This window comes from Nostoc sp. CHAB 5836, from assembly GCF_020829445.1.
Lineage (GTDB): Bacteria > Cyanobacteriota > Cyanobacteriia > Cyanobacteriales > Nostocaceae > Nostoc.
Genome location: NZ_JAIVFV010000006.1, coordinates 54,846 through 76,489, shown reverse-complemented (window position 1 = coordinate 76,489; position 21,644 = coordinate 54,846). Strand labels below are relative to the sequence as shown.

At 41.5% G+C, this 21,644-nt stretch carries 23 protein-coding genes and 1 pseudogene; 16 read left to right on the top strand and 8 right to left on the bottom strand.

The annotated features are described in order from the left end of the window. Positions 1–47: 47 nt before the first annotated feature. The gene (locus tag LC605_RS02535) at positions 48–605 is read left to right on the top strand and encodes a methylmalonic aciduria and homocystinuria type D protein (protein ID WP_229546004.1); all 558 of its coding nucleotides are present in this window, start codon (positions 48–50) and stop codon (positions 603–605) included. Positions 606–1,038: 433 nt separating this feature from the next. After that, the gene (locus LC605_RS02530; protein ID WP_306426837.1) at positions 1,039–1,269 is read left to right on the top strand and encodes a DUF4351 domain-containing protein; all 231 of its coding nucleotides are present in this window, start codon (positions 1,039–1,041) and stop codon (positions 1,267–1,269) included. A gap of 193 nt (positions 1,270–1,462) precedes the next feature. Here LC605_RS02530 and LC605_RS02525 read toward each other — a convergent pair whose 3' ends face one another. After that, entirely contained in the window at positions 1,463–2,479 is a 1,017-nt protein-coding gene (locus tag LC605_RS02525) for a TrkA family potassium uptake protein (RefSeq protein WP_229546003.1), read from the bottom strand. 301 nt (positions 2,480–2,780) lie between these two features. Here LC605_RS02525 and LC605_RS02520 point away from each other — a divergent pair, with 301 nt between their 5' ends. From LC605_RS02520 to LC605_RS02510, 4 genes are all read left to right on the top strand, one after another. After that, entirely contained in the window at positions 2,781–3,113 is a 333-nt protein-coding gene (locus LC605_RS02520; RefSeq protein ID WP_229546002.1) for a DUF433 domain-containing protein, read from the top strand. Continuing rightward, positions 3,110–3,463 carry a DUF5615 family PIN-like protein gene (locus LC605_RS02515; RefSeq protein WP_229546001.1) on the top strand — a complete coding sequence of 118 codons (354 nt, stop codon included), beginning with the start codon at positions 3,110–3,112 and terminating at the stop codon, positions 3,461–3,463. The genes LC605_RS02520 and LC605_RS02515 overlap by 4 nt, the downstream gene beginning before the upstream one ends. 23 nt (positions 3,464–3,486) lie before the next feature. After that, positions 3,487–3,609 carry a hypothetical protein gene (locus LC605_RS32745; RefSeq protein WP_267868383.1) on the top strand — a complete coding sequence of 41 codons (123 nt, stop codon included), beginning with the start codon at positions 3,487–3,489 and terminating at the stop codon, positions 3,607–3,609. A 585-nt stretch (positions 3,610–4,194) separates the two neighbouring features. Beyond that, positions 4,195–5,364: a hypothetical protein gene (locus LC605_RS02510; protein WP_229546000.1), complete on the top strand. Its 1,170-nt coding sequence runs from the start codon at positions 4,195–4,197 to the stop codon at positions 5,362–5,364. Between the two features lie 229 nt (positions 5,365–5,593). On the opposite strand, the gene LC605_RS02505 is transcribed toward LC605_RS02510, so the two are convergent. From LC605_RS02505 to LC605_RS02490, 4 genes are all read right to left on the bottom strand, one after another. Next, on the bottom strand, positions 5,594–6,058 hold the full coding sequence (locus LC605_RS02505) for a hypothetical protein (protein WP_229545999.1): 465 nt from the start codon (positions 6,056–6,058) through the stop codon (positions 5,594–5,596). Positions 6,059–6,442: 384 nt separating this feature from the next. Continuing rightward, the gene (locus tag LC605_RS02500; RefSeq protein ID WP_229545998.1) at positions 6,443–7,153 is read right to left on the bottom strand and encodes a hypothetical protein; all 711 of its coding nucleotides are present in this window, start codon (positions 7,151–7,153) and stop codon (positions 6,443–6,445) included. Positions 7,154–7,292: 139 nt separating this feature from the next. Further along, positions 7,293–9,437, bottom strand: a complete 2,145-nt coding sequence (locus tag LC605_RS02495; protein WP_229545997.1) for a family 10 glycosylhydrolase — start codon at positions 9,435–9,437, stop codon at positions 7,293–7,295. Positions 9,438–9,835: 398 nt separating this feature from the next. Continuing rightward, positions 9,836–10,021: a hypothetical protein gene (locus LC605_RS02490; RefSeq protein ID WP_229545996.1), complete on the bottom strand. Its 186-nt coding sequence runs from the start codon at positions 10,019–10,021 to the stop codon at positions 9,836–9,838. 385 nt (positions 10,022–10,406) lie between these two features. Between LC605_RS02490 and LC605_RS02485 the strand changes: the two genes are divergently transcribed. The 3 genes from LC605_RS02485 (at position 10,407) to LC605_RS02475 (ending at position 11,730) form a co-directional block, all read left to right on the top strand. Then, a complete protein-coding gene (locus LC605_RS02485; protein ID WP_229545995.1) occupies positions 10,407–10,646 on the top strand; it encodes a hypothetical protein in 240 nt (79 codons plus the stop codon). Further along, a complete protein-coding gene (locus tag LC605_RS02480; RefSeq protein ID WP_229545994.1) occupies positions 10,643–11,101 on the top strand; it encodes an HNH endonuclease in 459 nt (152 codons plus the stop codon). The genes LC605_RS02485 and LC605_RS02480 overlap by 4 nt, the downstream gene beginning before the upstream one ends. Positions 11,102–11,283: 182 nt before the next feature. Beyond that, complete coding sequence (locus tag LC605_RS02475) at positions 11,284–11,730, top strand: hypothetical protein (protein WP_229545993.1); 447 nt, start codon at positions 11,284–11,286, stop codon at positions 11,728–11,730. Here LC605_RS02475 and LC605_RS02470 read toward each other — a convergent pair. Beyond that, the gene (locus LC605_RS02470; protein WP_229545992.1) at positions 11,695–12,225 is read right to left on the bottom strand and encodes a Uma2 family endonuclease; all 531 of its coding nucleotides are present in this window, start codon (positions 12,223–12,225) and stop codon (positions 11,695–11,697) included. The genes LC605_RS02475 and LC605_RS02470 overlap by 36 nt on opposite strands. 495 nt (positions 12,226–12,720) lie before the next feature. Between LC605_RS02470 and LC605_RS02465 the strand changes: the two genes are divergently transcribed. From LC605_RS02465 to LC605_RS02445, 5 genes and pseudogenes are all read left to right on the top strand, one after another. Beyond that, the gene (locus LC605_RS02465) at positions 12,721–14,268 is read left to right on the top strand and encodes an FAD-binding oxidoreductase (RefSeq protein ID WP_229545991.1); all 1,548 of its coding nucleotides are present in this window, start codon (positions 12,721–12,723) and stop codon (positions 14,266–14,268) included. 23 nt (positions 14,269–14,291) lie between these two features. Beyond that, positions 14,292–14,996: an actin-binding WH2 domain-containing protein gene (locus LC605_RS02460; protein ID WP_229545990.1), complete on the top strand. Its 705-nt coding sequence runs from the start codon at positions 14,292–14,294 to the stop codon at positions 14,994–14,996. Positions 14,997–15,174: 178 nt separating this feature from the next. Then, positions 15,175–15,882: pseudogene (locus tag LC605_RS02455) on the top strand (actin-binding WH2 domain-containing protein). A gap of 54 nt (positions 15,883–15,936) precedes the next feature. Further along, the gene (locus LC605_RS02450; protein WP_229545989.1) at positions 15,937–16,341 is read left to right on the top strand and encodes an NIL domain-containing protein; all 405 of its coding nucleotides are present in this window, start codon (positions 15,937–15,939) and stop codon (positions 16,339–16,341) included. A gap of 406 nt (positions 16,342–16,747) precedes the next feature. Further along, positions 16,748–17,731, top strand: a complete 984-nt coding sequence (locus LC605_RS02445) for a CHAD domain-containing protein (RefSeq protein ID WP_229545988.1) — start codon at positions 16,748–16,750, stop codon at positions 17,729–17,731. Between the two features lie 171 nt (positions 17,732–17,902). On the opposite strand, the gene LC605_RS02440 is transcribed toward LC605_RS02445, so the two are convergent. After that, entirely contained in the window at positions 17,903–18,268 is a 366-nt protein-coding gene (locus LC605_RS02440; RefSeq protein ID WP_229545987.1) for a BON domain-containing protein, read from the bottom strand. Between the two features lie 643 nt (positions 18,269–18,911). Between LC605_RS02440 and ilvN the strand changes: the two genes are divergently transcribed. Further along, positions 18,912–19,430: an acetolactate synthase small subunit gene (gene ilvN, locus LC605_RS02435; RefSeq protein WP_229545986.1), complete on the top strand. Its 519-nt coding sequence runs from the start codon at positions 18,912–18,914 to the stop codon at positions 19,428–19,430. A gap of 314 nt (positions 19,431–19,744) precedes the next feature. Here the strand turns inward: ilvN and LC605_RS02430 are convergent, their stop codons facing one another. Then, on the bottom strand, positions 19,745–20,287 hold the full coding sequence (locus tag LC605_RS02430; protein WP_229545985.1) for a DUF4334 domain-containing protein: 543 nt from the start codon (positions 20,285–20,287) through the stop codon (positions 19,745–19,747). 320 nt (positions 20,288–20,607) lie between these two features. Between LC605_RS02430 and LC605_RS02425 the strand changes: the two genes are divergently transcribed. Beyond that, positions 20,608–21,399, top strand: a complete 792-nt coding sequence (locus LC605_RS02425; protein WP_229545984.1) for an S-adenosyl-l-methionine hydroxide adenosyltransferase family protein — start codon at positions 20,608–20,610, stop codon at positions 21,397–21,399. Positions 21,400–21,644 lie beyond the last annotated feature (245 nt).

The window sequence follows — 21,644 nt, the reverse complement described above, 5'->3', positions numbered from 1 at the left end:
TATACCGGAGATTAAATTAAAAAAATTGCATAAACCGAATCAATTTAGTGAACTATCCCAAAGTTTACACTTCGGAGCAAGCCTGTCCGATTAATTTAGTTGGCGAAACAGGACAAGCGGTTCAAGTTTCAATTCATCCTCCCAGTCAATATATCTGTGCCAACTGCGAACGGATATTACCAGATTGGAAACGGCAGCCATTTTTACGAGTAGTGATTGTTTTACAGCGATCGCGTTATCAATTAGTCGAAAATACAGCAGAAGTAGAGACAGAGAAAGAACGCCTGCGAGAAAAGTTTATGAGATTTGGCTGTGATTTAGCATTTAATCTGCGCGATCGCGGCTATTTAACAGACCTAATCGACCCTCGCACAGGCTATCCTTTACTATCTCATCCCGGAGCAATCCCCCACGATGACACAGCAGTTGTCAAAGCTTTGCTCAACTATCCAGTGATTAAAAATCAATGCCGTGTATTAATTCATCCCGATTGGGGTGCGGCAGTTTATCCTAGCATATTGATATCAGAAGCTCCCCCAATTGTGATCGAATGGGTTACAAAAAGCATCGCAGCTATGCATGGGTGGAAAGAAATTGATTATTAGTCATTTGTCATTGGTGACTTGTAAGTAGGTTGGCGCAATTAAAGTTAACTGGCTAAGGCTGTCATTTGTCATTTGTCCTTATTCATTTATAAGGGTTTTAGGTGTATTTACGTTTCGTAATATAGTTTGATTTATTTAGGACTTACGCAATAACTCTCTGAAACTCCTATTTCTTGGCGTACTTGGCGTACTTGGCGGTTCGTTTTTTCATGATTTTGCGTAAGTCCTATTATTGTTGCCGACTTACTTAATTAATAAAATCAGGTGCAATCATGCCAGATGGCAGAATACGACAACCTTTGTAAAATACTCGCAGAAAAGTATCCCCGTGATTTTACTCGTTGGTTATTAAATCAAGAACCACAAACAATTGAAATTTTAAGGGTTGAAGTTTGGGAAAGATTTTATTCGTCAATTATTCCGGGAGGAAATTATGCAAGAGTCAGTGATTTATCAGGATATTTTGCATCAGGGAGAGCAGAAGGAAGCATTGAAATATACTTTACGCCTTGTAAATAGACGCTTTGGTGAGATAGATTCATTAATAATTGAACGTCTCCAAGTCTTATCTACTGAACAATTGGAGGGATTGGGAGAAGAATTTTTAGATTTTTCAAATGTATCTGATTTAGTCACTTGGCTTGAGCAAAATACAAGCAGTTAAATTCATCATATTTTCAAAACCTCCTCAAATTGTGATCGAATGGGTTACTAAAAGCATAGCCACCTTTTTGATTGCTAATTTTAATTGTTACTCGCCTTCATTAGACATCTGGTGAAATTAAATATGCGTCACCTGAAACCCTTGTAGAGACGTAGCAGTGCTACGTCTCTACATTCATTTTCGGAGATGTCTATTAGCTATTTTTAGGTTTACGCAATTTCTGCGAACCAATTGGGCCAAGAATTTGGTTCAAGCTACGCAACTGTTCAGCTGTACCCATCCCAATCAGCCGATCGCCTGGCATTAAGACTGTATCGCCAGTAGGGCCGCCGATTAAAGTCCCATCAAGGCGGCGAATTGCCAGAACTAATGCCCCAGATTGCGATCGCAACCTCGCTTTTTGTAAAGTTTGACCGACAAAAGGACAAAAAACCGGATCGAGTAAAAATTCCTCCATATACAACTGACGGTCTGCACCTGTCAAAATTCCGTCTACAAAATCCAACACTTGGGGTCTGAGAGCCGCAGCAGCCATGCGCTTCCCACCAGTAATATAGGGAGATATCACTTCATCTGCACCACCGCGTCGTAACTTCTGCAAAGCTTCTTCTGTACTGGCGCGGGCGATCACTCGAATTGCCGAATTCAGTGTTTTGGCTGATAAAACGATGTATAAATTTTCGGCATCGGAAGGGAGTGCTGCAACGATACACATTGCCCGTTCAATACCAACTTTCAGGAGTGTGTCATCTAGGGTAGCGTCACCTTGGTATGCTGTATAACCTTCTGTCTGCGCTCTTTGCACAGATTCCATGTCTGAATCAATCACCACAAAAGGTACACATTCTGCCCGAAATTCCTTGGCAATTTGACGACCAGTCCGGCTAAATCCACAAATAATGTAATGTTCTGTCAGGGATTCCATTAACCGCCTCTGTTGCTGTAGCCGAATTCCTTCTTGAAAGTAGCCTTGAATAATCGCTTCTGTAAATCTGTTGACAATGTAACCGATATTGATTACACCCAACAAAATTAGGGCAATTGTAAACAACCGTCCTCGATTACCTAGTGGGTGCGTCTCTCCATATCCCACAGTCGCAAGAGTGATCACTGTCATGTAAGCCGCATCTTCCCATGACCAGCCCTCCACTAGCCAATACCACAAAGTACCAATGAAGAAAACGCCGCCAAGAGCGATCGCCCCAGCCATTAACTCCTTTTGGATACGTTGATATTTTTGCTCAAGTGTTGAGAATGAAGTAAAAATAGTACTTTTAACCTACTTTTTCTAGTTTTCTATTAACTTTATCGCATTCGTCCTTTTTAGTAAGTAGGTCGGCGCAATTAAAGCTAACCGCAGAGCAGATTTTTAATGCTGGTAATATCTAAAGAGCATTTTTGAAAAGCTCAAAATGCCTGAAATCCTTATTTAGAGGCTATTTATTAGATACGACAGCGTTACATAGATGGGCGATCGCTTAATATCAGAGTAAAGAGTAGCCAGCAGTTTTATGACAGCAGCACTGAAGAGAACAAGGCCATATATCGAACAACGAGATGGAGGATATTGGATCGAAGAGACTCGCATCTCTCTTGATTCAGTTGTGTATGCCTTTTTGAATGGTGAGTCTCCTGAAAGCATTGCCCAAAACTTTCCATTCCTCTCGCTGGAGCAGGTTTATGGTGCTATTACCTTTTATCTTGCCAACCGAGAGCTAATTGATGCGTATTTAGAAGAAGGTGAAAAAGAGTTTGAGAAATTGCAACAGTCTCTTAGAGAGAAAAATCCCCCTCTCTATCAAAAGTTAAAAGCTGCTCAAATACAGAAGCACAGCAAGGCATGACGACAGTTCGATTTCAAGCAGATGCTGATCTACGCCAAGCGATTGTAACTGGCACGATACGTAGGCAACCAAATCTTAATTTTCAATCAGCCTATACAGCATTGCTCGAAGGTAAGAAAGATTCAGAGGTATTGGCGATCGCTGCACAGAATGATAGAGTCCTCGTGACTCATGACCGTAAAACCATGCCTGCTGAGTTTGGTGAGTTCATAATGTCAAAAACCAGTTGTGGAGTTTTGATTCTTTCCCAGAATTTGTCAGTCAGTGATGCAATTGAAGCACTCATCCTTGTTTGGGAAGCTTCTACTGTTGAGGAATGGGTTAATCAGATCATGTCTATCCCATTTTAAGGTGAAAGAAAATATGAGATACATTGAAGAATCTCAGAACTAATGCTCTACACTGCGATCGCAATCTCGCTTTTTGCAAACTTTGGCTTGGTAAATCTGTTGACAATGAAAAAAACACCGCCAAGAGCGATCGCCCCAGCCATTAACTCCTTTTGGATACGTTGATATTTTTGCTCAAGTGTTGAGAATGAAGTAAAAATAGTACTTTTAACCTACTTTTTCTAGTTTTCTGCTAATTTTTTAGCATTTCTCCTTTTTAGTATATTTAAATAATCTTGGAATTAAGGCTGAGTAAGGACAGAGCAAATACTTGTTGGAAAAGTTATATTTCTTTACTTTAAGTACTATCCTAAATAAATTAATCCTGCTAATATCAAGTTGAAACGCGCTTGTAATTCTGTGCTACAAGCCATCAATTAAAAGAACTAAAGGTATAAAGTATGACTACACTAGCTGATATTGTAGTGTATTTACCTTGTCCGTAAGTCTTAGAGGATGTTTGATAAGTATTTTTAGGAACATCAAAACCTCCCAAACGTAACCTCCTAGCCTCCTTGCCTTGTAGGAAAGGGGGGTTTGAAAGCCTCTCTCGCTGTGGGGGAGAGGAATGGAAGCGGGGTTTTTAGTATACTTTGCGACTTTTCAAACATCCTCTTAAGTAGTTCGGAAAAATCAACATCCTCAATAGCGAAACTCTACAGTTCATCTTTGTTTTTAATGGAGATTAAGCGATGCAATTTATCAAACAGTTAGGCAAGCCACTAGGTTTTGTGGTCTTAATCGGTTCTGCGATGTTTTCCGCACCTTCAGCGATCGCGCAAGATGTTGTATCCACAATCATGGTCAATACTGATGTGGTTATGACTCCCGCTTACTTAAAAAGTATATTTCCCGGTGCTACCCAACTAGATGTTCTCCAAGTTGGCGGGATTGTTACTATTAACCCTTTTTTGGGGATGATAGGGATTCAAGAAACGGGCTCCTACAGTCCATTTGAAACGTCTCTCTATAATAATCGGGATGTACGGATTGGCACTAGTCGTGGATCTCGTTTTTTACCTAGACAAATTGCTAGTACCGAAATAGTTGGTATATTTAATGCGTTACCAACAAATCCACCATTACGCCTGGATCTTAATACTGGCGGCACTAATTCTCCAGCCTTTCCCATGAGTGGTGTAGTAACCTTAAGTGGTGGTACAACTTGTAGTGCCGCTAGTGCAGCGACGAAATGTGTGGCAATTCATTACGGATACAACCAAACATTGACTAACAAAAATCAACTAAATCCCCAGTTCTCGCGAACAGTTATTCAGTTAAAAGACAGTAGGAACACTAATGTACAGTATCTATTCCAATACCCGATGTCGTCTCCCCAAGTGGATTTAAGTTCTCCTTTACCATCTGTAGTTTCACAAGTTAGTTCAAATCAAATAAAGCGCTTAAGATCCAAGACGGAAAAACCTTTACAAAACTCTCCTATTTCACAAGCTGGTTCAACTCGATATTTAGTGGTTTACAGCGAACAGAGTGATCCTCAAGAGCCTGGTGTGGTTATGGCTAACTGGACTCAATTCCCAATCGAGCCTGGTCAAACACCGCGATTAAGCTTTAGTAATAATGTTTTAAACCCTCCAATGAGCATATCTAACACTAGAGTCTTGCGAACAGATACCCAGATCCCACTAGCTCAACTAAACGCGATAGATTTACCACAAACAGATTCAAGGTTCGTACCCGTTCCAAGTGCTAATGGCACACTACAACCAGGCACAAACACACTTCCAGCCAATGTACCGCCTACAAATATCCCAGTCGATGCACAATTCTGTGTTATATTCGAGCAGCAATCCGATTTGGTGAGGTGTTTAAAATTCTTGTTTGATTCAATTGCGAATTAAGAAAAAGCGAACTTGTGCCGAACGAAGTCGTTCGCGGAGCGTCTCGTTGGCGTAGCCTCTCGTAGAGAAGAGAGGTATCGCGAATTGGTTTGATCTCTAGGCTAAAATAGCCCTGGGTGTGAGGTAGTACAGCAAGGCGTAATTCCAAATTCCAAATCAATACAGCATAAGCGTTTCATTGATTTGGAATGGGTAGTTTACTTTCGCCTTGCTGTACTAGTTATTGCCGTCATCTATCCATATGTCGAGCGTTATAAACTTTTTCACCTTTTAAGTTAATGATGGTATTGGGGTCTGTTTGGGTGTAACTTACTTTATTGCCGTTATCAAAGACAAGACCGCTATAATTAGCAGTCGTTCCATCGACTCTAGTGAAGCTTACTGTAAAACTACAATCACTTTTCACTTGGTATGTACCTTGCGTGGCAATATTGGTCGTTATGGTTCCTGCAACACTTCTAACCAGAATAGTTCCTGTTACCTTTCCCCTGCCATCATAGTTATTTAAAGCATTTAATGCAGCAGGCTCGGTTTTATTCAAAAATCCACCACCTTGAATTGCATAGGCTCCTTGTAAACTTTTATTTGAACAGACTTTTTCTGCTCTTGCCTGTGGGGTATTGAGAATAACTGAAGTGCCGAATGCTGATGAAACGCAAAGCATTAACGTGGCTAAAGATGTGAATTTTTTCATAAGACCTCGCGGTAAGTGGGAAACTCAGCCACTTTAGTGCTGAGAGGGAAACGACTCGTGCGGTTTTAACCGCCTTCAATCTTTTTTCATTACCGCCTTGGAGTTGGGAAATTTGGTGTACTTTTGTGATGTACTTTCAATGGGACAATTACCATTTCAAATCTCACAACCCTGTACGCATAATGTTTTGCTCAAACGAGCCTCCCTTACGGGGTAATGTTAGCCTTGACCTGTTATAAGAGCTTGTTATGCTTGCAACACTAAACCAGTGACCTTAGTTTTGTTTAATTACAAGCGACAGAGCGAGGGACTGGCTGCGTATCCCAAGGTGTCGTGACTCAAATAACGGCTACCTATTTCTAGGTGGTCGGGTCAACATAGCTCTTACAGAGCTTCAGTCCCTTTAGGGCTGGGTTGTTGACAGTTCCAGTAATCTTCTTCTAACTTGGGCAGAATTATATGCAAGTTAGATGATGCCAGAAATGAATTGTCTGTAGGAGAGTGCGAACAAGGTATTGGTTCTCCATTTTCTCCCATTTCGGTTTGTACCTCAACCTTCGCCGCTAGAGCAAGTGTTGTCAAGGGTGCGGCTTTTACTTCTGCAAGTAAGACTACACTCTCCTTTTCATCATGAATTATTACGTCAACTGGTTCAGCACCATGATAAATTTTTAAATTCCTCGAATTAATTTTAAATAAATGCTTTAGAAATACACACAGCAAACGACTTGTGGTTTTGCCAATAGTTCCAGATGGTAATTTGTTTGCCTGATGATAGTAAAAATTCCCTTGTAAAACACATCTTGGGCAAGCATTAGTGTACGGATAAATTAATAGAGGAATATTATTTACTGGACAATAAAGCCATCCTTTATTGGTTAGTTTTGTATAGTACTCAGCAGCTATAATCAGATCAAAAGCTGCTGCCAATGATATACCAGGATTGGTAGCAGTGCGTTTGGCATTTTCCAAAGCTTGCTCAACCAGAATGGAGGTTAATGCTTCTTCATGGGAATTTACTTCCAGAGCTTTCACTCTTCCTAAAAGGCTGACTATCCAATCGGCCTTAATTGGTTCAGGTTGATTACTTTGCACTATTTTTCAAAGATGCGATGTCTACAACGGGCTACGCCTAAGCATTTAATACTATACAAAAGCATAACAGCGATGGCCTTGCCAACGCTAAAGGCGATGTCTACGGTGGGCTGCACTTATGCACTTAGCAGCACTTTTGTCAACTAACTGTAATCACTGTTCCCAAACTCTCATTCGCCAATCTATCCACCGCACACACGGCATAGGTTCCCGCTTGTTGGACGGTAGCAAAGGTTGTGCCGGCAGATAAAATTCGCCCAATTGTCCAAGTATCGCCAGTTTGCCGATAAAGTGTCCAAGAACGAACTGGCTGATCATCTCCAGGCTCCCAACTCAGTTTGCGGTTATTGACTTGTAGTCTAGTCGGTGGAGGGGGTGGTGTTGTATTTTGCCAAGACAAAGTTGGCGGTAGCGCAGGTTTGTTATAAAGCAGACTTTGAAATTTATCAGCAATGCCCTGACTATTTTCTGTCAAAACACCGACATTAAAAAAGATATTCCCCAGTGACAACTGTCCAGCTTGGCTACGACTAATTTTCACCTGCTTTTCAATCTCATCACTCTCCCGACTCTTGTTGCTTGGTTCTGTCAAATTATTACCAGCGTAAACGTGTCTTTGCTTTGTGTTTACCTGTGTCCACCACTGTAGCAACGCCGAATAACTTTGTTGTGGTTGGTCTGTGCGCCAGTAAAGTTGAGGCGCAATATAATCAATCCAGCCTTGTTCTAACCATTTCTTCGAGTCAGCATACAGCACGTTGTAAGCATCCAACCCAGTAATACCAGCAGGTTGTCCGGGGCGATAAATCCCAAAGGGACTAATACCAAATTTTACGTCGGGTTTGGTTGTTTTAATTCCCTCCCAGAGGCGCTGTACCATTCTGTTAACATTGTCCCGCCGCCAGTCGCCAAGGCCGAGTGTACCACCGCCTGCTTTATATGCAGCGTAGGTTTTGTCATCGGGGAAAGGCTGTCCCTCAATGGGATATGGATAAAAATAATCATCTAAGTGAATGCCATCAACATCGTAGCGCTTCACTACGTCGATAATTACGTTGTAAGCTCTGTCTTGAACTATTTTTAGTCCTGGATCCATCCAGCGTTGAGTTTTCCACAGATAAACGCTTTCTGGATTGGTAGCTGCTATGTGGGGAGGGACTGTTTTGGCTGGGTTAGTGGAAGTGCTAGCGCGGTAGGGGTTAAACCAAGCATGAAGTTCAATATTGCGCTTGTGACATTCTGCGATCGCAAACGCTAAAGGATCATAAAATGGTTCTGGTGCTTGACCTTGAGTTCCGGTAATCCAAGCACTCCAAGGCTCTAATTGCGATTCATATAATGCGTCTCCCTCCGGTCGCACCTGGAAAATCAGGGCGTTGAAGTTTAACGCTTGTAATTTACTAATAATCTCGCTAAGTTCAGCTTTTTGTTGGGCAACAGAAAGTCCCGCTTTGGAAGGCCAATCACCATTCCACACAGATACTACCCACGCCCCCCGGAATTCCCGACTATGATTTACCCTAACGCTACCGACAGGTGTCGGTGTCGGTGTTGGTGTCGGTATCGGTGTTGGTGTCGGTATCGGCGTTGGGATGGGTACTGGTGTCGGTGTCGGCGTTGGGATGGGTACTGGTGTCGGCGTCGGTGTCGGTATCGGCGTTGGGATGGGTACTGGCGGCTGCACTAAGTAACTAGAGGTAATTTTTTCTGCCTCACCTAGATACACCAAAGCTTGATAAATAATCACTGCTACATCTGCACGGGTGGCTGCGAGATTGGGATTAAGTAATTTCACATTTGGAAAACTAACTACCAGTCCAGCTTTTGTGGCAATAGCTACATGATTTATACCATACGCAGGAATCTGGGCAGAATCTTGATAAATTTGTGGGAGTGCTGAGAGGATGTCAGGTTTTATCTTGGTGCCAATTTCTAAACCTGCTACCAAGGAAACTAAAACTTCCGCCCTAGTAATTCGGTTAGCGGGACGGAAAGTTTTATCACCAAACCCGCTAAGAAATATTTTTTCGTAAGCTGCTTGAATGGCTGCTGCTGCCCAATAATTAGCGGGTACATCAACAAATGGAACATACTGTCGCTTCTTAGTAACTTTCGCAAACGCCTTGGCGATGATGGCAGCAAATTCAGCGCGGGTGACAGAGTTGTCGGGGCGATAAATCCCGTTCGGCAACCCATTAACAATACCACGTTGGGCTAAGGCTGTAATAAATAAGCGTGCCCAATGGTTTTGAGTATCGGAGAATGAAGTAGCAATAGATACCATTGTTGATTGCAGCTAGCTGGCCTGGATTTTGATTTCCTTAGGTTAATTTAGCAATTTTGTTGGCGATCGCTGCTGCAATGTCTTAGAGGATGTTTGAAAAGTTGTGGGCGAACTTATTATAGCGGTTCTCAATTGCATGGAATACAGACCTAACAAGAACAGCCCCTTCCCTTCTAGCGTTGGGGAGTAAGATTCAAAGCCTCTCTCCTCTTAGGAGAGAGGTCAAAACTCTACTCCACCCAAGCGAGAACCGCTATAAGACTATTTTGAGTATTTTAACCGATTGACAAAATGCTCTTTATCTTAAACTGTCAGCGATGAGGAACGACAAGGGCGAACCTTTGTATAGCCGCGAATTCTATTCGCCAGGGTTTAATTTGAGACTAACTAAATGTAATTTACACGTTGGCAATTTTGTCAATCTGCCAACAGCCAGAAATAATCACAGTCTCTTGTTCAAATTGGCTGATGGGGGCGGGTTTCATGTCGCGATAGTCCAGGAGTTGAACTAAGATGAGATAGGCGATCGCTAAAATGACCGAAATCGCACCTGTAAGAATGGCAATTATTTTCGAGCGGTTCATCAGTATTTCCTATAATGCAAGTTATTGTGCTTATCTCCACATTAATACTTGACAGACTCATACCAATTTAATATGAAGCTGCATAATAAAGAACCCCACCCTAACCCTCCCCGAAATCGGGGAGGGAACTGGATTTTCCCTCTTTGCTCTTCGTTCGGGGACTAGGGGTGAGGTCAAATTCTATGCAACTTCACAAAAAATTGGTATTAGCACATAAAATATTAGCAAGCTGAAAGCGACATTGAGCGATCGCCATGACAACTAAACCCGGATTTTTCACCAAATCCAGGTTTACCGCATTACCTGACATTCAAACTAAAGCAACTAAGGAAGATTCGCTGTTAAAATACCACCAGTCCGCTAAATTAAACGAGACATACAACTTATGATTACTCAAATGATGGTTCAACCCTCATTCTGGGTAGATTCTGGAATCAAACTCAGTAAAGTTAGGGACATATATTTGTTTAAATTTACTGAAGAATTACAGTCTCGACTCGAAGAATTATCTGAGAAAAAGAAAGCTAGATTGCTAACAAGAGAGGAAGATGCTGAATTGGCAGGCATATTGGAACTTGATAGAATTTTTACCTTGCTTAATGCCAAAATCATTTCTCAATCATGACAGTTAATGATTCTACCAAAAAATTAGTCAGACAAAGAGCTAAATTTCTTTGTGAATACTGTCATTCTTCAGAAGAAGCAAGTGCTGCTCTATTTTCTATTGACCATATTGTACCCCAGTCTCTTAAGGGTTCGGATGACCCTGATAACTTGGCATTAGCCTGTCAGCGTTGCAATGGATATCGCTACAATTTCACCACTGGAATTGATCCAGATACAGCACAGATGCTACCTCTATTTAATCCACGCCAGCAAAACTGGTCTGACCACTTTATTTGGTCAGCAGATGGTCTAAAAATTATTGGCATTACTTCTATAGGACGAGCTACAAGTAATCGTTTAGACGTCAATGATGAACGTCATAATGAAGGCTCTATTGTCAAAGCTCGTCGTCTTTGGATCAAAGGTGGTTGGCATCCACCTGATGAAGACCCGCAACAAGTAAAAAAGTATTGATCGCTATCATAACAGAAATCCCATCTGTAAACTGTTATGGAATTTTGAGTAGGAATTAAATTGCAAGTCTAAATAAATTTGGTGTAAAAAATTTTACTTTCTAGTGGGATTTACAAGTTAAGTCATTCAATAGTAATCTTCTAGTGTGAATATTTACGTAAGAGGGTCTTGATTTCAGGAATATGATGAACTTTAAAATCCAAGGCTTTTTTACGACGTTAATAATTGGTACTGTGTCAGCATTGACCATTTCAGATGCTATCTCTCAAAAGGTCAACGCCCAAGCTACCCCTTCTTGTAATAATGCAACCATAAAAGGTAGCTATGGAACTAAATTCACTGGGACGTTTGCAGCAACGCCTATAGCTGTAGTTGGTTTAGTCCAGTTTGATGGAAACGGAAATTTTCAAGGAATAGATGCTCTTAGCAGTGACGGTGCTGTATCTCCAAACAGGATAGTGTCAGGAACCTATAGTGTTAGACAAGATTGTACGGTGCAGATAGTATTCACAGGTGGTAATGGCACTGCTTTTTTAAGCGGTGCTATTGTTGATGGTGGCAAGGAAATCTTTCTTATCCAAACTAATCCAGGTTCAGTACTTACTGGTACTTTTAAAAAAGTGAACTGATTTACTCCATCTGTCGCAACGCTTAGAGGATGTTTGAAAAGTATTGGGCGAATAGAATTCGCTACTAGACAAACAAAGTCCACCTCCGTGGACTAAGAAAAAATCAAAAGTTTTAAACCCACGGAGGTGGGTTTTGCCTGTGTAGCCGCGATTTCTAATCGCCAAGACTAGTAATAAATTAGACTTTACAAACATCCTCTGAATAGATTGTCGCTGTTCTTCAGTCATCACAATTAAGTCAGGGAGACGGGATTTTTTCACGGAGGTACGAACGCCAGTACCACTAGGGCGAACCTCCCAATCTAACCCTAGTCGTTGAATTTCCAGATAGAAGCGGATTAACAAGAAAGTAATGATAGCTTCATGCAAATCTGAGGCTGGAGGCATTTCTAGCAGTACCCCATCCTCAAGTTCATAGCGCTTTTCAGTGCCATCATCGTAGGTGAGATATTCCTCAAAAGTATACAGACGTTCTACAGGTTTTGTAGTGGACATACTCTTGTAATTCGTAATACTTCGGCTTACTTCGACTACGCTCAGTACAAGTCGCTCAGTACGAGTTCGTAATTAGCTTTCAGAAGATAGTCGTGTAAAGCTCGTTGGGTTTACTGGGGTGACTTCAGAAGCGTAGCGGTTAAAGTCCCTAACGTTGAAAGTTAAGATATGGGTTAGCCTATTGACTAACATTGAGGCTACAAGCCTAGCATCATGCACATTTACGCCAATTACCCCATACTGTAAAATTAATCGCTTCCACTCTGGATAAATCTCAGGTATATCTGGTAGTACCAAGAACAAACCTTCTAAGTACAGCTTTGCATAAAATCGTGGCGAATTGAGGGTTGAATTTTAAACACGCTCGTAGCTCTCCATAAATCCAATTCGCAATTCGCTTTTTCGCCCATTCGCAATAAATAATATCGTATCTACTTTCTTCATTCTCAGGTAACTTTGGGAATGTAGAGTAATGTAGAGTTAAATTTCCCCAAAATGTCTTTAACTGAAGAAATTCTTTCCCAATTACCCGGCGATGTTTTACAAAGATTGCGCCAAAGCGATCGCACTTTAACATCTGTGCGCGAAAACTCCGCACCTATCCCAACGTTAGTTAAAGAAAGTCTACAGCCTTTAGGCGCTGTAGACTTCGATTTGCTTATCTGCGGTGGCACTTTGGGCATTTTAATTGGTTGCGCCTTGGCGGTGAAGGGACTGCGGGTGGCGTTGATGGAACGGGGTATTTTACGGGGGAGGGAACAAGAGTGGAATATTTCTCGCAAAGAATTAGATGTGTTTGTGGAATTGAATTTGCTAACAGAGGAAGAATTAGCAAGTGCGATCGCCACTCAATATAACCCAGCGCGAGTTACTTTTGATGGCGGTACAGAAGTTTGGGTAGAGGATGTCTTGAATATCGGTGTAGATCCAGTTTATCTACTGGCTACTTTGAAAACTCGATTTCTCGCCGTTGGGGGAAAGTTGTTAGAAAATACACCCTTTACCGAAGCCGTGGTTCATCCAGATGGGGTGATGGTAAATAACCAATTCAAAACTCGGTTATTAATCGACGCGATGGGACATTTTTCACCCATCACCCGACAAGCACGCCAAGGCAAAAAACCAGACGCCCTCTGCTTAGTTGTCGGAAGTTGCGCCCAAGGTTTTCCCGAAAATAACTCAGGCGATTTAATATTATCATTCACATCTTTGCAAAATCAATGTCAATACTTTTGGGAAGCTTTTCCAGCTAGGGATGGCAGAACCACCTACTTGTTTACCTACATGGATGCACATCCTCAACGTTTGAGTTTAGAAGCGATGTTTGAAGAATATCTGCGTCTGTTACCAGAATATCAGGGAGTGGAATTGAGCAAGCTGAAATTTCAGCGATCGCTATTTGGTTTCTTTCCTACCTATCGTCAAAGTCCGTTAAAAACCCCTTGGAATCGCATTCTACCAGCAGGAGATAGCAGTGGTAATCAATCTCCCTTGAGTTTTGGTGGTTTTGGGGCTATGGTGCGTCACCTGAAGCATTTAACTTATGGCATTTACGAAGCGCTAGAAACAGAACAATTATCTGCAAAATCCTTAGCACTGCTACAACCCTATCAGCCGAGTTTAACTGTTACCTGGTTGTTTCAAAGGGCGATGAGTGTTGGTGTAAATCAGAAAATTGCCCCAGACCAAATTAACCAACTACTCTCGGCAGTATTTCAGGAAATGCAGCAGTTGGGTACACCAGTGCTAAAACCATTTTTACAGGATATAGTGCAGTTTTCGGGACTAACGCAAACATTGTTAAAAACTGCTTTGTCTCATCCGCTATTAGTTGCCAAGATAATTCCGCAAGTAGGTTTGGGAAGTTTGCTAGATTGGATGGTGCATTACAGTAATTTAGGTGTATATACTGCCTTGTTTTGGTTAAGTCCAATGTTAGAAACATGGATTAAGAATCAACCAAATGAACAACAATATTATTGGCATCGTTTGATTGATGCCTGGAAGTATGGTTCTGGCGGTGATTACTCAGATGAAACTTAGAATTTTAGCTGTGTGAGGATAATATGATTGAACGCAAATCTTTAGGAATCAAATACTTTGCAGTGCTGATTGGATTTTTGCGCGATCGCCAAGGATTTCTAGAGGAAGTTCGCCAAGGTACGAGATTACCAAATAAAATCATTTCTTTGCTGGTTTGCAGTTCTTTATTTATTGCTGCTTATGGCGGAATCATTGGTGCATATCATAGTTGGATGCAAGCTTTATCTTCCGCCATTAAACTCCCAGCCCTTTATTTAATCACACTCATAATTTGTATTCCTACGTTGTATTTTGCTAACATTATTTTTGGTTCCAAGCGAACTTTTGGACAGCATTTAGCATTAGTATTAACTGCGGTTTCAGTGACTAGTGTACTTTTATTTAGCTTTGCACCAATCACACTGTTTTTCTTGATTACCACCAATAATTACCAATTTCTAATTCTGTTAAATGTATTCATATTTGCATTGACTGGATTTATTGGTGTTTCGTCTTTATATCAAGCCACGAGTTTAGTTTTAGAACAAGATGATGAAGGTAGTAAGACACGCCAGAAGATTTTACAATTTTGGCTATTTCTTTACGCTTTCGTAGGCAGTCAGTTAGGATGGACTCTCAGACCGTTTTTTGGCACGCCTGGTTCTACGTTTGAACTATTCCGCGAAAGAGAAGGTAATTTTTATTTGAGTGTCATTAAAGCTATTAGCTATCTATTGGGAATTCGTTAATTAAGTAGGTTGGCGCAATTAAAGTTAACTGGCTAAGGCTGTCATTTGTCCTTTGTCGTTGGTCATTTGTCATTAGTAAAGGTTTTAAGCTTATTTACGTTTCGTAACATAGTTGACTTTTTTCCCACCAACGTACTTAGTCATTAGTAATTCAAACAAATATACCAGGTAGAAAATTATGCTGAAAAAACAAAATCGCGGAATTCAACAATTTGGTGTTTTAATTAATTTATTGCGCGATCGCCAGTCCTTTTTAGAAGAAATTCGTCAGGGAGTACGATTACAAAATAAAATCAGTTCTCTGTTTGTATCTAGTTCTATCTTCTTTGCCATTTATGGAGCAATTATCGGTGCATCCCATAGTTGGGCACAAGCATTATCTGGTGCGATTAAACTTCCAGCATTCTATTTAATCACACTGATTATTTGTTTTCCGACCTTGTTCTTTTTTAATGTTTTGTTTGGTTCTCGCAGTAGTATTCAACAACATTTCGTTGTGTTGCTCACATCTGTATCCGTGATTAGTGTGCTTTTATTCAGCTTGGCACCAGTTACGCTATTTTTTCTGATCACTACACCCGATTCTTATCAATTTTTTAAACTTTTAAATGTGTTAATTTTTGGCATTACAGGCATTTTTGGCGTTTGATTTCTTTATGAAGGAATGCAATTACTTTCTCAACAAGATGAAGTTGGCAAAAAAACCCGCACCACTATTTTAAGATCCTGGTTATTGCTTTATGCCTTTGTTGGTATGCAGTTAGGATGGTTTCTCAGACCATTTTTTGGTGCCCCTGACTCTCAATTTGAGTTGTTTCGGGCGGTGAAAGGCAACTTCTATCTGGATATTGTCAGGGCAATTTCGGAAATTTTAGGTTTGCGTTAATCTAAAATCGACACTCTCAATACGCTACAAGAGAATAAACCCTCTGCTAAACCTGTGAAAAAACGAGTAACACTCACCTTCCCGAAACGCGCTGTGCAAATGCCAGTCACTTACCTACTGGCCAAAGAGTTCAACGTCGCCGCCAATATTATCCGCGCCCAAGTTGCTCCAAATCAAATTGGTAAACTGGTAGTGGAACTATCGGGAGACATCGATCAATTAGATGCGGCGATCGACTGGATGCGATCGCGCCATGTTAACGTTTCTCATACATTAGGCGAAATTGCTATTGACCCAGATATCTGTGTCCACTGTGGCTTATGTACTGGGGTTTGTCCTACCGAAGCCCTCACCCTGCACCCAGAGACATACAAGTTGACATTCACGCGATCGCGCTGTATCGTCTGCGAACAGTGTATCCCCAGCTGTCCCGTACAGGCAATCTCTACAAATCTATAGTGAATATAAGCTAGAAGAATCAAATGACCAAATGGTGTTTCTGGTCTTGGGATATTCTTCGATGCTGATCGTTCTGGTGGTAACGATTCTGAGGAATTGATTTAGCTAGATCAGCATCAATCTGCTTGGGTTACAGCGATTTTCAGGTAAATGAACCACAATTATGAAACCTAACCCCCAGCCCCTTCCCTACAAGGGAAGGGGAGAAAATCAAAGCCTCTCTCCTCGTAGGAGAGAGGTTTGGAGAGAGGTCTATTTGTGGTTCAAATACATGAAAACTGCTGTAAGGTTAAAACTCTTTGTCAAACTTAAATTTTTTACTGCAATCTGTCGCAACACTGCAAAATTTTCTGGCCCAATGTTGTTATTATACAATAACCTCAAGAGGTAGTCATTAAGATCAACTATGAAATTAGCCACAGAACCCACGGTAAAAACTCTAGGGGACTACGCCTACCAAGGGATTGAAAAACACTTTAAGAAAACCTTTAAGTGGGAAAAATCAGTGAAGAAAGATGAAGATCCAGAAGCCCTGCACCAAATGCGGGTGGGAATGCGCCGCCTACGGACAGCTATAACCCGGTTTGCGCTAGCGCTGGATGTGCCCAAACCAATCAGCGATAAAAATATTGGTAAAATAGCTCGTCGTCTTGGTAGTCTGCGAGATTTAGACGTACTTAAAGAAAGTTTGGAAAACAATTACAAACCGAACTTACCCCGCAAAGAGCAGGAATCTCTCGAAACAGCTTTCACAGCTTTGGCTAAACAACGTGAAGATGTCCTATCGAGTGTACAGAAAACATTAAAAGCTGAATCTTATAAGTCTTTAAAAGATGCATTAGACAAGTGGTTAGAGAAACCCAGTTATCAACCTTTGGGATCTGTTACCATTGGGCAAGTACTACCAGACTTACTTTTACCAGAAGTGAGTATCTTCTTACTGCATCCGGGTTGGCTAGTTGGCACCGAATTTGTGGAATCAGAAGTGAAAATCCAGAAAAACTGGAAACCAGAAAAGATAGAAAAACAATTGACAACAGAAGGTGAAATTCTTCATAGTTTACGAAAAGAATCTAAACGTATACGCTACCAGATGGAGTTATTTACTGACTTATATGGTGAGTCTTACGGAGCTTATCTTACAGAAGTGAAAAGTATCCAAGAGATTTTGGGTACGATGCAGGATAGTGCCGTATTAACTGACTGGCTTGCAGATGTCTTCAAGTCAGAAATTCAGACCCACTTACCCACCCTTGCTAATTTGTTAACTGAAAATCGTTACCAGTCGTGGCAGCAGTGGCAACCTTTGCAAGAACGGTATCTGAAAACTGAAACCAGACATAGTTTTCATTTAACACTACTGCACCCGCTTTCAGGAGTAATAGCTTAAAAGTTATTTTTTACTTTTTGTTGAGCAAGGATTGGACTAGCGAACAGACAATTGAATTCTTTATACCAATTCTGGATGAAAATGCACATAATAATACCCCCCGATGCTTTGGGGGGACGGCGTAGCCGGGGGGTAAATATATGCAGCTTCACAAAGAAGTGGTATTAACACCTAGCCAATAGTGGCTTGGTTAGTGTCAACATCTGTAGTACCATTCACAGAACGCGCCACAGAAATCATTTTGTTAAGAATTTCTTGACTGGGAACTTTACCTTTCAATACCACAGTGCTTCCTGTCTGAGCAACCCAAAGGGTATCAACATCTTCGAGTTGGGGGTCTTGATCAAATGCCAACGCTACCCGCTTTGCTAAACCACTTTGATCATATTCTCCGCTTAATCCCAGACGTTCTGGGGGTATTGATTGCGTAGCAGTAGCGACATTAGAACTAGGAGCTTGCCGTATTGCCTGTGCAGTCGGATTTACTTCTGCATTTTCAGGTTTTTCCAATCCAAATAGTCTTTTTAACCAACCCATATATGCTTTTCTCCTATTAGAGGCTCAGTGAACTACCGCGCCGTAAGACGGACGGCGCTTCCCAATTGATCGGGAACAGCCTCCAGAACTTCGTAGTTCTAGAAAGTCTGACATTCCCTCCTCTTGTCAGGAGTCTTGGTTCCCAAGACCCAAACTTTTTCTTGCAACATATACCTACTAGCTTGGTTTTCGCTTATGGCATTGATGGTCAAGACATTAGCTATCCTACCAGAAAATCCTGGGGATTAGATGCAGAATTTGCTTTTACCAAGTAAAAACAAATTCTGGATCGAATCCTCATCGAGATCTCTCTATCCCCACCCTACTAAGAGGCGCGATGTTTGCGGGAGAATAATTCCTTGGCAAAATCGCTTTTGAGGGTGGGGACTTGTGCGTTAGGTTAAATCTGAGTATAAAAGCTTTAGAAAAATCCTGCATCTGCCAACAAAAAGATATACATTCAATAAAATTCGTGCTAGTAGTATGATTTCCAGACAATTTCTCTCTAAAGAATGCAATCAGTGCAACTATTAAGTTTAAAATAGAAGGCCGCACTGACTTTTTTAGTGCGGTAGTACGTCTGGCGTAGCCGTTAGGTAGTGTCTGCGTTACTCAATTCCTGCTCTAGCCTCTGTTGGCGAAGATGAAACATACCCTTTCAGTTCTCGTAGAAGATGAGGCGGGTGTTCTTTCCCGCATTTCTGGTTTATTTGCCCGTCGCGGCTTTAATATTGAAAGCCTTGCTGTTGGCCCTGCTGAACAAGGAGGAGTCTCCCGAATTACAATGGTTATACCTGGTGACGATCGCGTCATCGAGCAACTCACCAAGCAATTATACAAGTTAGTCAATGTCCTGAAAGTACAGGACATTACCGAAACTCCTTGCGTCGAGCGGGAATTGATGCTTTTGAAGGTGAATGCTAGTAGCAGCAATCGCTCAGAAGTGATCGAACTGTCTCAGATTTTCCGGGCGCGAGTCGTGGACGTGGCGGAAGATTTCCTCACCTTAGAAGTTGTGGGAGATCCAGGTAAAATGGTAGCGATCGTCCAGGTGTTGCAAAAATTTGGTTTGAGAGAAATTGCCCGTACTGGCAAAATTGCCCTGACTCGTGAGTCGGGTGTGAATACCGAGTTACTCAAATCTTTGGAAGCAAAGGTTTAGTTGGCAATGGCACTAAGTAAGTAGGCGCAATTAAAATTAACTGGCTAAGGCTGTCATTTGTCATTCGTCACTTGTACTGAGCGAAGCCGAGGTATTTGTCATTAGTAAGGGTTTTAAGCTTATTTCCGTTTCGTAACATACTTTAGTTTTTTCGCACCAACGTACTTGATTTGCGCTTTGTATCTCGCGGCACTTGATGTTCGTACTAGTATTTTTTTATATTAGTACGCCTCTATACCCACAACTAAGTACAGCATTTCATAAATAAGTGACCAATTGAGCGGCATATTAGTAAGGCTAATAGGCTCTAAAAGCTAAAAGCATCGCTTGAGAATAAAAAAGAAAGGTTGAGGTAGGTTTTTATAATCCATAATTCCTAGCACAGTATTTTCATCTACTTTTCTAAAAGAATCATTGATCGGCAAATAATCATAAATCATTGTAGCAGTCACTTTTCCTCTATACTCCATCATTCGCAGCCTGGCTTGACTTTTCTCTGTTTTAAGTAAAGAATTAATAGACACCACTAACGGTTTCAGAGAATTATTTTTGGGGATCGGTAATTTCAAAACCCAGTTCATTAAAGTGGGATTAGGCGCAACCTGAAAAATTTTCCCCTGACTATCTAAAAATAACAACGGCTGGACATTTTCAGAATCTATAAATTTTTTCCCATACCAATTAGAAATTTCTAATAAACCATCCATTGGATGATCTGTATGTAGTCCAGATCCTTGCCAACAACCAAAAATAAAGTCTAAGTTTACGGGTTCAAGAGCGTCAAACAACTCTAAAGCTTTTTCTGTCGTAGTTTTACCCATTTTCAAAATTAACTGATAATTTTCTAATGTTTCCATTGTTCAATAAACCAAAAAGTTTTTGTGCAAGGAGAGATGCCTAATTTACTACCACATATCACCGCTATTGGATCAAAATTATGCAAAATTTATTGTAAGGGCACAACATTGTTGTGCCCTTACTTACCGAAAAAACGCTGTAAGTTGTATGGTTCCAGCATCTTTTTACGAGAAAATTGCACTTAATGTTATATAGAAATCTTGCATATAGTTGAGATCACACCTAAACTGCTGATGAGGCAGGTTGACTGGGGCGTTTTAACACCACCCATTGCCTAACCATTGATTGCAAATTACTATCCATCAGAAGGAGCAGCAGAATGTTTATCTGCGTCATTGCAGACTACGGTACAGGAGATCCGGCATTTACTGAAGTCACACAACGTCTGCTGATGACTTTTCCCCATGCCCAAATTCATTTGCTTTCGGTTCCAGCATTTAGTACCTTGGCAACGGGATTCTGGATTGCCCAACTAGGACTCAACCCAGGCCCTAGCGATCGCCTAATTTATCACAATTGCGCCCCTCGTAAAGATGATCCTGAAGCCCGTCGAGATAATGAAGGTGAAGGACTAACTTATGCCCTTTTATCCAATGGTGTAAAAGTAGTGGGTGTAAATGCGGGCTACACACTCTCCTTTATCAAAGATTATACAAAGGAGTTGCGAGTGGTCAACGTTTCTCGTGGTGGTTCGCAGTTTCGCTCACGGGATGTCTTTCCTCCGGCTGCATCTGCCATTATGAGTGAAGATTTTAGCCTTCTGGGAGATAGTCTTCAGAGTGAGCAAATCCCAGATGTTCCACCAGATCAAATTGCCTGGGTTGATGGCTACGGCAACATCAAAACAACTATTGGGGCGCATACGCTGAACTTGAAGCCTCAAACCAAGATCGTGATCCGAATTGGAGATGTGGTCAGTGATGCAGTGTATTCTGATGGCAGTTTCAAGGTGTCTGAAGGAACTTTAGCTTTTGCTCCTGGTAGTTCCGGTTGGTCAAGAGGCGATTCCGGAGAACCATTGCGCTTTTTAGAGTTGTTTCTACGAGGAGGAAGTGCTTGGGAACGCTTTGGTCGTCCCCGCGTGAATCAGCAAGTAACTCGAATTGTTTAAGGCAATACGCTTGGGTTGAAGGTCGTGAAACCCAACAAACCCCGCTCTTCGATTGGGTTTCGTTCCTCAAACGCCACGTGCTTCAAGTCGGGGAACCCGCCCAACGCAGTGGCTCCCCAACCTACGCAATACAAGGTTTTTGACGCTAACTGAACCCTATTGTTGTTTAAGGACGTAGAAGCTAGGAGGAATCTCCATAAATAAATTTAGGCGTTTCGTGAGCGTCAGCCGAACGGGGATTTACA

Bases quoted from the DNA above. Each gene is read 5' to 3' on its own strand.
- LC605_RS02530 (WP_306426837.1), top strand. From the start codon at position 1,039: ATGCAAGAGTCAGTGATTTATCAGGATATTTTGCATCAGGGAGAGCAG.
- LC605_RS02525 (WP_229546003.1), bottom strand. From the start codon at position 2,479: ATGGCTGGGGCGATCGCTCTTGGCGGCGTTTTCTTCATTGGTACTTTG.
- LC605_RS02520 (WP_229546002.1), top strand. From the start codon at position 2,781: ATGACAGCAGCACTGAAGAGAACAAGGCCATATATCGAACAACGAGAT.
- LC605_RS02515 (WP_229546001.1), top strand. From the start codon at position 3,110: ATGACGACAGTTCGATTTCAAGCAGATGCTGATCTACGCCAAGCGATT.
- LC605_RS02510 (WP_229546000.1), top strand. From the start codon at position 4,195: ATGCAATTTATCAAACAGTTAGGCAAGCCACTAGGTTTTGTGGTCTTA.
- LC605_RS02505 (WP_229545999.1), bottom strand. From the start codon at position 6,058: ATGAAAAAATTCACATCTTTAGCCACGTTAATGCTTTGCGTTTCATCA.
- LC605_RS02495 (WP_229545997.1), bottom strand. From the start codon at position 9,437: ATGGTATCTATTGCTACTTCATTCTCCGATACTCAAAACCATTGGGCA.
- LC605_RS02490 (WP_229545996.1), bottom strand. From the start codon at position 10,021: ATGAACCGCTCGAAAATAATTGCCATTCTTACAGGTGCGATTTCGGTC.
- LC605_RS02485 (WP_229545995.1), top strand. From the start codon at position 10,407: ATGATTACTCAAATGATGGTTCAACCCTCATTCTGGGTAGATTCTGGA.
- LC605_RS02480 (WP_229545994.1), top strand. From the start codon at position 10,643: ATGACAGTTAATGATTCTACCAAAAAATTAGTCAGACAAAGAGCTAAA.
- LC605_RS02475 (WP_229545993.1), top strand. From the start codon at position 11,284: ATGATGAACTTTAAAATCCAAGGCTTTTTTACGACGTTAATAATTGGT.
- LC605_RS02470 (WP_229545992.1), bottom strand. From the start codon at position 12,225: ATGTCCACTACAAAACCTGTAGAACGTCTGTATACTTTTGAGGAATAT.
- LC605_RS02465 (WP_229545991.1), top strand. From the start codon at position 12,721: ATGTCTTTAACTGAAGAAATTCTTTCCCAATTACCCGGCGATGTTTTA.
- LC605_RS02460 (WP_229545990.1), top strand. From the start codon at position 14,292: ATGATTGAACGCAAATCTTTAGGAATCAAATACTTTGCAGTGCTGATT.
- LC605_RS02445 (WP_229545988.1), top strand. From the start codon at position 16,748: ATGAAATTAGCCACAGAACCCACGGTAAAAACTCTAGGGGACTACGCC.
- LC605_RS02440 (WP_229545987.1), bottom strand. From the start codon at position 18,268: ATGGGTTGGTTAAAAAGACTATTTGGATTGGAAAAACCTGAAAATGCA.
- ilvN (WP_229545986.1), top strand. From the start codon at position 18,912: ATGAAACATACCCTTTCAGTTCTCGTAGAAGATGAGGCGGGTGTTCTT.
- LC605_RS02430 (WP_229545985.1), bottom strand. From the start codon at position 20,287: ATGGAAACATTAGAAAATTATCAGTTAATTTTGAAAATGGGTAAAACT.
- LC605_RS02425 (WP_229545984.1), top strand. From the start codon at position 20,608: ATGTTTATCTGCGTCATTGCAGACTACGGTACAGGAGATCCGGCATTT.